7 protein-coding genes and 2 pseudogenes are annotated in these 12,608 nt (G+C 57.3%); 7 read left to right on the top strand and 2 right to left on the bottom strand.

Annotated features, from left to right (window positions below; genetic code table 11):
• Positions 1-380: LysR family transcriptional regulator (locus tag ACODSV_RS21115; RefSeq protein WP_489046326.1), on the bottom strand; the 380-nt coding region annotated here is incomplete at its 3' end.
• A 90-nt stretch (positions 381-470) separates the two neighbouring features.
• Between ACODSV_RS21115 and ACODSV_RS21110 the strand changes: the two genes are divergently transcribed.
• From ACODSV_RS21110 to ACODSV_RS21080, 7 genes and pseudogenes are all read left to right on the top strand, one after another.
• Positions 471-1,406, top strand: a complete 936-nt coding sequence (locus tag ACODSV_RS21110) for a DMT family transporter (protein ID WP_060765851.1) — start codon at positions 471-473, stop codon at positions 1,404-1,406.
• A gap of 36 nt (positions 1,407-1,442) precedes the next feature.
• Positions 1,443-5,537 (top strand): SDR family oxidoreductase, encoded by a 4,095-nt coding sequence (locus ACODSV_RS21105; RefSeq protein ID WP_068575867.1) that lies wholly within the window; start codon positions 1,443-1,445, stop codon positions 5,535-5,537.
• A gap of 4 nt (positions 5,538-5,541) precedes the next feature.
• The gene (locus tag ACODSV_RS21100) at positions 5,542-6,549 is read left to right on the top strand and encodes an NAD(P)-dependent alcohol dehydrogenase (RefSeq protein ID WP_068575866.1); all 1,008 of its coding nucleotides are present in this window, start codon (positions 5,542-5,544) and stop codon (positions 6,547-6,549) included.
• 30 nt (positions 6,550-6,579) lie between these two features.
• Entirely contained in the window at positions 6,580-7,212 is a 633-nt protein-coding gene (gene cysC / locus ACODSV_RS21095; RefSeq protein WP_060765849.1) for an adenylyl-sulfate kinase, read from the top strand.
• Between the two features lie 730 nt (positions 7,213-7,942).
• Positions 7,943-8,208: pseudogene (locus ACODSV_RS21090) on the top strand (Arm DNA-binding domain-containing protein); the annotation flags it as partial.
• Positions 8,209-8,952: 744 nt separating this feature from the next.
• A complete protein-coding gene (locus ACODSV_RS21085; protein WP_150055995.1) occupies positions 8,953-9,996 on the top strand; it encodes a methyl-accepting chemotaxis protein in 1,044 nt (347 codons plus the stop codon).
• Between the two features lie 68 nt (positions 9,997-10,064).
• Positions 10,065-10,772: pseudogene (locus ACODSV_RS21080) on the top strand (PDC sensor domain-containing protein); the annotation flags it as partial.
• A gap of 284 nt (positions 10,773-11,056) precedes the next feature.
• Here ACODSV_RS21080 and ACODSV_RS21075 read toward each other — a convergent pair.
• Complete coding sequence (locus tag ACODSV_RS21075) at positions 11,057-12,409, bottom strand: OprD family porin (RefSeq protein ID WP_024073253.1); 1,353 nt, start codon at positions 12,407-12,409, stop codon at positions 11,057-11,059.
• Positions 12,410-12,608 lie beyond the last annotated feature (199 nt).

Below are 12,608 nucleotides of genomic sequence, written 5' to 3'. Positions count from 1 at the left end.
AGGGGCAGCACCGTACCGGAAAGGTCAGGTGTTGCACTCAGTTTTCGCGGCCGCCAAGCTTCGCACAACTGTGCCACTAGGACTACTTCGCTGCTTTCCCGGCCTTTTTTCAGATCTTCGGCTTGCGACGCAATACCCAGGAATGCGGTCCGAACGGCATCGCGAAATTCGACACCCGCCGCCGTCAGGAATACCGCCCGATTTCTGCGGGTAAATAACGCAACACCCAGGAATTCTTCGAGAGAACGCACCTGTTTGCTAATTGCGGCCTGGGTCAAGTTCAACTCTTCAGAGGCTTTGGAAAAGCTCTCAAGTCGCGCCGCCGCTTCAAAAGGCACAAGGCTGGACAGTGGGGGCAGTGAGCGTTTGAAATTATCCATAATTTTCAGTCCTTCTGCGTAACCATAAGTCACTTTAAATACTGCCAGTGCGCACTCAGAATCCTTAAAGCAGTTAATCAAGGAAAACTCATGTCTGGAAGCACTACGATAACCGCCACTGATAACCGACAAAGCATTCTTATCGTTGTAGGTTCGGTATTTTTGCTCTCGGTGTCAGACGCCATCATAAAGGCAACCAGTGCCGATACTTCAATGTGGCAACTGTATGTAATCCGTTCTGTGCTGGCCTCGGGCATTCTGATGGCGCTGGTGGTTCACCTGCGCGGCGCCACGAATTTGTGGCCGCTGTCTCCCCTGTGGGTGGTGATAAGAAGCCTGCTGCTGTCGTTGATGTGGATCGCCTTTTACGGCGCACTGCCCTTCATCAGCCTGACCGTCGCCGCCTTGGCTATCTATACCACACCTCTGTTCATCGCTTTGTTCTCGGCCCTCTCCTTGAAGGAGAACGTGACCACACGCAAATGGCTGGCGATCTGCCTGGGTTTTGTCGGGGTCGTGATTACCCTGGCGCCGAGCACCGAAGACTTCAATACCTATGCGCTACTGCCTGTACTCGCCGCCATTCTATACGCCCTTGCCGTGGTGGTGACCAAGGGCAAATGTGCCGATGAGGACCCCGTACTCTTGGCGTTGGCCATGAATGTCGCGTTGCTGATCATTGGGGTGGTGGGCAGCCTGGTGGTGCTGCAGACCGGCCCGCATTTTCCGGTGGATGACGGTTTACGATTCCTGATTGGAGGCTGGTCGGCCATGGGCCAGGGCGACTGGTGGATCATGATCGTATTGGCGGTCCTGATGGTAGTCGTCAGCATCGGGCTCGCCAAAGCCTACCAAGTTGGTGAGACCTCGGTCATTGGTGCGTTTGACTACACCTACCTGATTTTTGCCATCGCCTGGGGCGCCCTGTTGTTCAACGAAATGCTGAACGGCCGAACCGCTACCGGCCTGGTCCTTATTCTGCTGTCGGGTTTCATTGTGCTGAAAAAACCCGCAGGCGAGCTCTGACACCTCACGTGTACAGGCCCTGCCCAGGAGCTGTTTATGCTGACGTCATCTCATCTGCCCAACGTAATTCTCTGGGCCGTCTCCCGGAGCCGCTCGACCGCCTTCGAGCGGGCCGTGATGCAACATCCAGACGTGAGGGTGCTACATGAGCAGCTGTCGGAACCCTTCCTGTTGCAGCACTTTCCCGCCAAGCATGCGCTGATCGAGCGCACCCGTCAGGCCGAACAAGGCCCCGTGGGCATCTCCCGCTACAGCCACGCGATGGACCTGCTGTGCCAACGCCCCGCTTTGCCCATGCGACTGCAATTTGCTAAAGAGATCGCCTATTTTTTTGACTTCCAGGCCATTGATGGCGCCTGGTTGACGGGTTTCAAGCATGTCTTCCTGGTACGCCAGCCACTGGATGTCATGCAATCGCTTTATCGCGTGAGCCAGGGCGGCGGCACCACTTATTTCGATGCCGCCGAGTCGGGTTTCGATGAGCTGGCGAGCATCCATAATCTAGTACTAGAGCATTGCCCCAGCGACCAAGTGCTGTACCTGGACAGTGACGCCGACTTGATGGGGGATACCCAAGGCACCCTGATGCGTTTCTGCGATTTTGCCGGTATCGACTATTCCCCACGACTGTTGTCATGGGAGCCGGAACAGATTGCGCAATGGCAGTTTTTCAAGGGTTGGCATGATGAAGCCGAGCGCTCATCCGGGTTCGCCCCGGTGACACACTCGGCCATTGAATTCCCTGAGATAGTGGAACAAACGGCGCGGAACAAGCAGGTGATTTATCGGTTTTTCCAGCTATCCGCCACCTGGCAACGGCTGGCTGATGCAGCGGATCACCTCAAGTGCCTGCATGAACCGACCACGACGCGACTCCAAGTCCTGTTACTGGCCCCAACCGACGAGCATCGCAGTAGCGCCCTGCAACTGGCGGCCCATCTCCCCGAAGACTATGCCCTTTGGCTGTTGGACAGCAGCGGCCAGATGCTGAACGAGGAAACCATGCGTGAACTGGCCATGTTGCAGGACGGGCCGCTGGTGCTGCTGACGACCGACGAAAATATAGCCTATTGCTCTTCCGAGCAGGCGCGTCAGAGGTTCCTGTGCCTAATGGCACCTGACACGCCATCGGCCAGGGCCCTAGACTTGCCCCTGATAGCCATCGATCCGTCCAACCCTGGCGCTCAGGCCCCGCGAATCAGTGCGCAACTGGCAACCCTTGCGCTAAATGCGAGCCTACGTAGCCGCACGCATCAAATCGCCAGCAACCGCCACGCCAGCACTGCCACCGCGCCGGCCCTATCATGGCAGCAACACTTCTTGCGCTTACTGGACCAAGCCCCTGACAGGTTGGTCGCGATGACACCGCATAGGCAACTGAATGCCAGGCAACTGCATGCCCATGCCGCCACGCTGGCCGAGCGCCTGTCGAAAGTTTGCACCCATAGCGGCTGGGTGGCTATCCGTCTGGACAAGGACCTTCCAAGCCTGATCACCATGACCGCCTGCAGCCTGCTGGGCTGGCCCTACCTCGATATCCCTCACTGGTATGGCCTGGAGGCTACCGCCAAGGCCCTGGCCAACCTCCAGCCGGTGGTGGTGATAGGTGACACCACCAGTCTCAACGACTTGCCGCCCGGTTATCGCACCCTGGTGTTCGACGAACTGGACCCCGCGCCCGCTGCCGTAGCCCGACGTGCAGCTGTCGTCAATGACCTAGCTTACGGCCTGCTTACCTCCGGCACTACCGGCACGGCGAAGATTGTCACCATCGCCGAACACGGTCGCCTTGATTCCTTGGAGCTCTGGCAACAGTACATCCGCCCGGGCGACCGCGTGGGCCTCAATGCCTGGATGGCTGGGTATGTCTACTACCCTATTTTCAGCGGTGCCACCGCCTGCCTGATTCCGGATGCCATGGTGTTGGATCCTCAGGCTCTACGGGCATTCGTCCAGTGGGGCCAGCTCAGCCAATTGATGATCACCCCCAGCCTGGCGGCAGGCCTGATGCAGGATGAGCCGGCGTTCAAACAAGCCTTTGCCGCAGTGCACTGCCTGTGGCTGAGCGGCGAACAATTGCCAGCGACCACGCGCCAGAATCTCGTGCGCTGCCTGCCGCATTGCCGGGTGATCGACCTGTATGGCTCGAATGAAGCCGGAGATGTCGCGTTATCCGCCCCGGACGGACATCTGCAATTTACCGCCGGAACCCAGGCCTACGTGCTAGACCCGGCCCTCGATTGCACGCCGCTGGGTGGCCACGGTGAACTGTACGTCCATACCCCGGGCCTCAGCGTGGGCTACCTCAATGACGACGCGGCAAACCGCAGTGCCTTCGTGGAAAATCCAATGGCCACCGACTGCCCGGCGCTGGCACACAGGCTGCTGCGTACCGGCGATATGGTGCGGCTGAGCGAAACCGGAGAGGTCTATCTGATAGGGCGTGCGACGACTCATTTGAAGGTACGCGGTTTCAAGATCTTCAGCGCAGACGTCGAGCGGGTATTGATGACCCACCCCGAGGTACGCAGCGCTCTGGTCACTACCCGTGGCGAGGGCCAGGATATGCAACTGGTGGCATTTATCAACGCCCAGGACCCCGACAACCCCCCAGTTGCTGGCGCCCTGCGCCAGTGGGCAGGCCAGCACCTGCCCGCATTCAGTGTGCCGCTGGGGTACTTTCTTGCCGCGTCGATTCCGGCGGGAGCGAGCCAGAAACGTCTGGGTGCCCAAGCCCTGTTGCTGCAGCCTTTAGCACCGCTGGCGGATGACCTACCGCCGCTGACGCCGCTGCAAGTACGGGTGGCCAGGCTGTGGGCGCGCTGCATGAACCTGAAAGGGGTCACCTTGGGGCCCGATAGCGACTTTATCGATATTGGCGGCAGCTTGTTGCTGCTGGATTTGATGACGCGGATCAATCGCGCATTCGAGACGGACCTTACGATTGCCGATATCACCCGCGACTCGACGGTGGCAGGGATCAGCAAGCTGCTGGCCCATCGGCTGCAAGGTACGCCGCTGTTGGAAGTGGCCTTTTCGGTCACGGCAGAAGCCGAGCGTTATCTGGCCCGGTTGACCACGGCTGTGGCGAGCCTGCCGCAGGCGCCGCGACGCCTGGCCCGACGCACAATCATGGTCACCGGAGCGACTGGGTATCTAGGGCGCAGGGTGGTTGCCGAACTGCAACAAACAGCCGGTGTGGAGACGGTCTTGTGCCTGGTCCGTGCGGATGATGCGGCCCAGGCTCAACGTCGGGTAGCCGAATTGGGATTGTCGCCCCGCACAGCTCGGGTCGAGGGCCTGGCCGGGGATCTGGCGCAACCACAGTTCGGCCTAGCGAGCGCGGCCTATCAGCGGCTGTGCCAAGACGTGGACTGCATCATTCATTGCGCCGCCGACGTCAACTGGCTCAAGCGCTATGAACGCCTGGCCCAGACCAACGTCGGCGGTGTGGTCGAGGTGCTCGGCCTGGCAGCCGCAAACGGGGCCGGCGTGGTGTTTGCCTCGACCCTACCGGAGCCGGTGCCATCGACCGGCTATAACCGCGCCAAGCTGGTGGCCGAACACTTGGCCATTGCGTTTTGCGAAAGCCGCGGGCTGTCCCTGAACATTCTGCGCTGTGGCGACATCAGCGCCCCCGCACATCCCGACAGTGGCGCGTCGATAAACCAGGAGGACTATGTCGGGCTACTGATTCGCAGCTGCTTGGCCCTCAATGCCTGGCCAGACGAAGCGAGCTGGTCAATGAACCTGACCCCCGTGGACTATGTCGCGCAGGTATTTACCCACACAGCGATCCACGGCCAGGCCTTGGGTTCACCGCCCGTACAGCACCTGTATAACCCTGCGGCGAACCTCAAATGGACCCAGTTATGCGCCTGGATACAGACGCTTCTGGGACCAACCCAGTATGCACCACTGCCCCTGGAACAATGGCAAGCCAGACTCAAGGAACAGGCCCCTGGCAAGGCCGTGTTGCAGCGTACGCTGTTAATCCTGCCGATGATCATTGATGACTTCAGCTACTTCAACCCTCCACCGCCGCTGCTGCTCGATCATTTGGAGTGCCCGGTGATCGACGCTGAATGGACCCAACAGTACCTCACGGCACTGAACCTAACCCAGGAGTGAACCCATGACACGCACTACTAACGGCTGGGCCGCCTATGGGCCGGGCTCTCCACTGGAACCGTTCACCTACCTACTCCCGGATCCCGGGGCCAACGAAGTGGAGATCCAGGTGACCCATTGCGGAGCCTGCACCAGCGATCTGCATTTGATTGAAGGCGATTGGGGTGAAGCTTCCCAATACCCACAGGTGTGTGGCCATGAAGTTGTGGGGCGCGTGGTGCGCACCGGGTCGGCAGTTACCCACCTTAGCCCCGACCAGCGCGTCGGCGTCGGCTGGTACAAGGGCGCCTGCCTGGCGTGCGAGTGGTGCCTCAAGGGTGAAGAGCAACACTGTGCGGCCGTGCTGCCAACCTGCAGTAACGGGCAAAAAGGCGGGTTTGCCGACTTCCTGACCTGCGACAGCCGCTTCGTGTTCTTGCTCCCCGACAACCTGCCCTCTCATGTGGCCGCGCCGCTGTTCTGCGCCGGGCAGACGGTGTTCACCGCGTTGCTACGGGGCACCCGGCCAGGCATGCGAGTGGGCGTGTTGGGCATCGGTGGGCTCGGCCACCTGGCCATCCAGTTTGCAGCCAAGTTCGGCTGCACGGTCACCGCGTTATCGAGCTCCGATAACAAGAAAGCCCAGGCATTACAGCTGGGTGCGCGCCATTTCTACACCCTGGACTTGGCCACGTTGCAGGCACAGGAAAATACCCTGGACTTCTTGCTAATCACCGCTTCCAACGACCAGGACTGGGAACGGGCCATCGCCCTGCTGCGCCCCCATGGCACCCTGTGTTTTGCCGGGATGCCCGGCCCGGTCACGCTGGACATTCCTGCCATGACCTACAAGACCTTGACCGTCAGTACCGCCAACGTCGGCGGGCGTCACGACATGCTGAAAATGCTGGAATTTGCCAGCGAACACCATGTCTGGCCGATGGTGGAGATTTTCCCGACAGAGCAGATCAACCAGGCCTTGGACGCCCTGCGCAACAACACAGTGCGCTACCGAGCGGTAATTGAATTCTGACTGTCATCCGCCCCCATGGAGATGTCTTTCATGCCCCCGTCACTGGTACTACCTTCACATCCCCTGCGTACCCCGGACCTGGTGCCCCACCCGTTTGAGATCGAACGCCAGGCCCAGTCCACCCTCAAAGGGCATCGCTCATTGCTCTTGTGGTTCACCGGTATGTCGGGGGCCGGCAAGTCGTGCATTGCCAATCGCGTGCAGGCCGGCCTGCACGGTAAGCGGCTGCACACCTGCCTGCTTGACGGCGACCGGCTACGCCAGGGCTTAACCGCCGACCTGGGCTTTGCCGATAACGACCGCAAGGAAAACATTCGGCGCACGGCCGAGGTCGGCAGGCTGATGGTAGATGCTGGGGTCATCACCCTGGTCTGCCTGATCTCGCCCTTCGAACAGGAACGCCGCATGGCCAGGGCGCTGTTCGTCCCCGGCGACTTTATTGAAATATTTATCGATGCGCCTCTGCATGTCCTGGAGCAGCGCGACCCCAAGGGCCTCTACGCCAAGGCACGTAAAGGCCTGATCAAGAATTTCACCGGCATTGACTCGCCCTATGAACGCCCGGTGGCCCCCGACATTGTCATTGACAGCACAACCTCCTCAATCGAGCAGGCCGCACACACCATCGAGAGCTTCCTCAAACGCCAGCAGGTATGGGGGTAACCGTTACATCAGCAACAGGCAAGCACTACGAAAACACTTGTTGTCGTCCAGGCCGGTTTCAACGGTGTGGCGGCGTCCAATAAAACCAAGCATCGGAAGCTCGTACCAATACGCTTAGCACTAACTGGTTAGCGCCGAAGCCGCAAACGACACCCCATCTGCGGAGATAGCTTGTTTGACGACTGTCGCCAACACCAAAGTCATTAAGACTTTCAGACCAAGCCCCTGAACATAGGAAGGCTCCGCATTCCTATGTTCAGGGGCTCACATCAAAATAACGATTGGCGGCTAACCATCTATCCAACATCACCCACAAATCCAGTTTTTCCAGCCTATTTGGCTAGTAATGCCACTTGAAGGCAATGGACGCCATGTTTTGGTAGATCAGTCCGAGGTCCGTCGTTTTGTCGAGACGCACGACATTATGCCAAGATCAGGTATGAGAGGAGCATTCGTTGAGATCCCGGCGGCATGTATGCCTACATGTATGCCAACCTGACTTAACAGCTAAAAAAAATATTAAATACAGTAGGTTATGAATTTGGTTCAAATGACTGTGTACACCAAGTACCGATCCATAGATGTCTACAGCAGTCTATGAATCACCTCAAGAAGCCCGCCTAGTGCGGGCTTTCTTGTTTCTGGCTGTTCACCTCTATCCTCCTATCATCCCCCTCCGCCTATGCCCACGTGTATGTTTCACAAATAATTGAACTGAAGACATACAAGGATGAAACGCACCGATATCAGGCGACGCGCCCTCTCGCTGGCACGACACTTTCCAGCCTGGAGCCTGAGGCCGGGGCATACCGCGAACTAGACAGCCCAGGCCTGTATTTCAGGGTCAAGCCAAACGGCCAAAAGTCCTGGGAGTTACGCTACAAGAAGCCAGACGGCAAATGGTCATGGCTTGGTCTTGGCGGCTACCCGGAAGTGGGCGGCGCTTTCGCTCGGCAGAAAGCGGCTGATCTACGCGCAGACGCATCCCAATCAAGGGCCGGTGGTGCGCAGCGATTCATCCTTACTGGTCGCGCTTCACTATGAGAACCGTCCCGATCCCGTAAAAAATCGCGCCGAGAACAAGCGAAATTCCATAATTCGCCAGCACACTTGGCAAAGGATCACCTCGGTAGAGTTTCCAAAGGTGAAACGCTGCCATACCAATTGCGTAACCCCTCATATACTGCCAAAAACTAAGCTTCATCGTCTTTTCCCTTAGCTGATGATATTCCTGATGATCCGTGCAAGACCAAGTGGATTTCACGGGTAGCAACCCAACTGACAACCAGAACCAGAGCTATCTATCCGATCTGAACGATGCTCATGTGATTGCTCCACCCGAAGCAACTCCCTGCACTGCACTGAGTTTTCTGAATGAAACCGTCTAGGTTCGGCGCTTGATGCGCACAGGGTCAACCCTATGCGGCACGGCCGCCCTGCCCTCCTAGGACTGACCACGTCAAGAATGCCGTATTCAAACTGCTGAGTCTCTAGGCTCTTGCCAGCGCTCAGGGGGGCCCCATTCCTTACGACCCAAGCCAAGAGGGATCCGGGGCTTGAATATTTGGATTAATTTTTTCGGATTCACCTAATGGCCCAATGAAATCAGCCGATCTTGTTGTGAGAGGGGTCCCAACCTTCATTCGATTAGAGGGCAGCTATAGCCCAGTTTTGTATTTTCTTCGTTCATTGATAAGCAACCCACTGCCGCCATCAATAACTGGTAGAAGCAGAAAGAAAATGATCGAACCCGAACGGATCGTCTCCCTTTCCCGGGAAGTGGAGTCTCTGGCGAATCGTGGTGTCAGTGATATACAGGCAATCACTCGCCAAACTCGGTTGCTGGCAATCAATGCACTCATTGAAGCCGCCCATGCAGGCAAGGCCGGGATGGGGTTCTCGGTTGTGGCCGAAGAAGTCAAAAATATCTCCGAACGTATCTCGAAAATTGCCAGCGGGCTGACCGAAGACTTGCAGGTTTCGGTCAATGAACTGACAGCGCTCGGTCGCGGTATGTGCTTTGACGTACGGGGTCAGCGATTGGCTGATCTGTCGCTTAACATGATCGAGATAATCGATCGAAACCTTTACGAGCGCACATGCGACGTGCGCTGGTGGGCAACTGATGCATCGTTGGTAGACGCGCTGACCAATCGCTCACCAGAAAGCTGCGTCTATGCCAGCGAACGCCTTGGCATCATTCTCGACAGTTACACCGTGTACTTAGATATCTGGGTCGCTGACAGCAGTGGACGAATCATAGCGTCGGGCCGACCGGGGACCTTTGGCAGAGTCATCGGAGCCAATGTCGCGAACGAGCCTTGGTTTAAAAGAGCAATGCTTCACTCTTCAGGTGATCAGTATTTCGCTGGCCAAGTAACTGCCGAGCCGCTTCTGAACGACTCACAAACCTGCGCATTCAGTGCGGCTGTGCGCAGCAAGGCCGGTAAACAGACGCCTGTGATTGGCGTTATCGGGATTTTTTTCGACTGGAAAAATCAAGCCGATTCCGTTCTAAAAGGAGTTCGCTTGAGCGAAGAAGAACGCCCGCGAAGTCGATTGATGATAATCGACGACAACCACAGGATAATTGCTAGCTCAGATACACAGAATCATCTGGGCGAAAGCGTCGAGTTAAAGACTAAAGCCACCCAATCGAGCGGATACAGCGTCCTGAGTAAAAACCTCATTCAGGGCTACTCGATAACGCCAGGCTTTGAAACATATCCGGGTATGGGGTGGCTAGGCGTAATCGAACAGCATTTGCCCTCAATTGACGCGTAACCCAAAGCGCTTGAGCGTTACCAACGCGCTGGACGAGCACCGCTAGCTCGCTTAGCAGATCTCTAAGCCTGGAAAACTATTTGACTGAAATGGGTGACTCTACCTCCACCAATATTCGCAACCTGCTGGAGGGGCGGATTAATTTGGTGAGGAATCTGGCGCAGAACATTGCCAGGGAGCCTGCCAATGCCGAGACGCTGATGGATGAGAGCGTCGTGACCTCAAGTTTTCTCACCGACTACCTAGGCAAGGTCGACGGCAGTTTCAGTATTCGTCCGAACACCAAGATGCCCGATGGTTATGACCCGCGCTCCCGCCCTTGGTACAAGGACGGTATGAACGCCAGCGGCGCCATACTGACTGAGCCCTATATTGATCTGGCCACCAACAAGATGGTCATTAGTGTCATCAGTAAGGTTTCCAGCAGCATCGGTGTGGTCGGCGGCGATCTGGCGCTGGATGGCCTGGTGGAACTCATCAACTCGTTGAACTTTGGCGGCATGGGGTATGCGTTCCTGGTCAACGAGCAGGGCAAGATACTGGTCCATCCGGACAAAGCGCTGGTCATGAAGTCGCTTTCGGATTTGTACCGTACACACACACCGAAACTTTCCGGCGAGCTGACCGAGGTCCAGTTCAACGGGCAAGCCCGCTTGCTGACCTTCGCACCAATCAAAGGGCTACCTTCCGCCAACGGGTACATCGGCCTCTCTATCGATAAAGACAAGGCTTACGCGACGCTGAGCCAATTCCGATATTCGGCGGTGATTGCCACCAAAGATGCTCGAGGAGCGGCAAGTCGGCGCGCGGGATTCGGTCAGCACCATGGGCGACAGCCAGCGCCATAGCCAAGACAGCATGGAAATCGCCAACCTGGTCGGCGAGCGCTTGAACAGCAGGCGGCACGGCTGAAGCATCTGGTGGGCAGTTTCCGCATCTGACCTATTCCAAGCACCGATCCATAGACGTTCACAGCCGCCTATGAATCCCCAAGAAGCCCGCCTCGTGCGGGCTTTCTTGTTTCTGCCATTACACTCTGTGGCAGGAATGGATGGCGCGGTTACAGCATGCGCAAATCCAACGGGTATTCGACGATGACCCGCAGCTCGTCAACGTTGGAGTCGTAGTTACCGAAATCGCCTCCCACACGGTGCGTGGCTTGAAGTACCTGAAGCTTCAAGTCCTTTGCCGGGCCGCTCTGAACGACGTAGCTCGCCCAGAAATCGCGCTCCCAGTGCTTGCCGTCACTGACGCTATTGAACGCCGTGTAGCCGCCCGTTGCCCGTGTGCCATCAATGTTGTCACCGCGCAGGTAGCGGCCCGTGAGGCTAAGCCCCGGTAGACCCAACCCGGCGAAGTCATAGGTATAGCTGGCCTGCCAGGAGCGTTCGTTGGGGTTGTTGAAGTCCGACCATTGGGAGGCGTTGTCGAGTTCCAGGTCGTAGGTGTTCCACACGTAGTCGAACGGCGAGTCACCGCGCACTTGCTCGTATGCCAGCAGAAAACGGTTGAATCCGACATTCAGCCCCAGGTGAGTACTCCAGCTATCGTTATCGATTTTCCCGAGCAAGGCCTCGCCACTGTCACGGGTGCGGTAGTAATTGAGCCCCGTATCCCACGTGATGGTGGGGGTGAGCCTTTGCTTGAAGTCGACCCGGGCAAAGGACTGGTTCCAGACGTTATCCAGGCGGCTGGTGTGCAGCTTGAAACTCCAGTTGTCGTTGAAACGATAATCCGCGCCGATGTACTGGACATTATCCGCCCCGGTCAAGCGACCACCGTAGACCGTGCCCAGGTCGCCGCTATGGTTGACGCCGCTGCGATCGCTGGACGCCGTCAGTTTGCCGCCCTCAATTTTCAAGCCGGCGATGGAGGTGTTGTCGAAGATCAGACCGGTCAGGGTTTGCGGCAACAGGCGGATATCACCGGCATGGAGTACCGGGCTGGTTGGGGATACATCGCCGTATTTGACCACCGTATCGAACGCTCGCACCTTCACGGCGCCGCCGGCCTTGCCCCACTCATCCTTGGGCTCGCCGTTATTGTCGCCTTTACGCGGAATCAACCCCGGCCCGCCGACACCGTTGCCCACCACGCCATCACCGCCGTCGAGCTTGACCCCGAACTGCCCGTAAGCATCGACCCCAAAACCCACGGGGCCCTGGGTAAAGCCGGATTCAAAGCGCCCGATTACCGCATGCGCCCATTCCGCCCGGCGACTCTGGGGCGCGCCCGTGTGAGGGTTGGTTGCACTGCTGCCATTCCGGAAGTCCTGACTGAAATAGAAATCCCGGTTGAGAATGTTCAAATGGCTATCTTCAATAAATCCATTTTCATTTTTATCACTGTCGGCCCATGAATAACCGGGCGTGGTAACGGCAAAAAACGCAGACAAAGCGGCCACTTTACGCATGATGTTCTCTTCAAATTATTAAGGCGGTAGGGATGCAAAAAATGCTGATCCTTTCGCAACAATCCGAAAATCATGCCAATCCAATAACAGCATATATTTCAATTATTTAGACTAACTTAACGACTATTTTTCGGGCGTATTAATCCGCACTTTGTGAACTCGGTGTTGCACTGCAAACACTTGGCACACGTTAAACTTG

The sequence above is a fragment of the Pseudomonas sp. FG86 genome (genome assembly GCF_057808775.1).
Note: the sequence above shows the minus strand (reverse complement) of the source record. Positions and strands in the feature narration are given on the sequence as shown.

Excerpts from the sequence above, each read along its gene's own strand:
- ACODSV_RS21110 (WP_060765851.1), top strand. The coding sequence starts at position 471 with ATGTCTGGAAGCACTACGATAACCGCCACTGATAACCGACAAAGCATT.
- ACODSV_RS21105 (WP_068575867.1), top strand. The coding sequence starts at position 1,443 with ATGCTGACGTCATCTCATCTGCCCAACGTAATTCTCTGGGCCGTCTCC.
- ACODSV_RS21100 (WP_068575866.1), top strand. The coding sequence starts at position 5,542 with ATGACACGCACTACTAACGGCTGGGCCGCCTATGGGCCGGGCTCTCCA.
- cysC (WP_060765849.1), top strand. The coding sequence starts at position 6,580 with ATGCCCCCGTCACTGGTACTACCTTCACATCCCCTGCGTACCCCGGAC.
- ACODSV_RS21085 (WP_150055995.1), top strand. The coding sequence starts at position 8,953 with ATGATCGAACCCGAACGGATCGTCTCCCTTTCCCGGGAAGTGGAGTCT.
- ACODSV_RS21075 (WP_024073253.1), bottom strand. The coding sequence starts at position 12,409 with ATGCGTAAAGTGGCCGCTTTGTCTGCGTTTTTTGCCGTTACCACGCCC.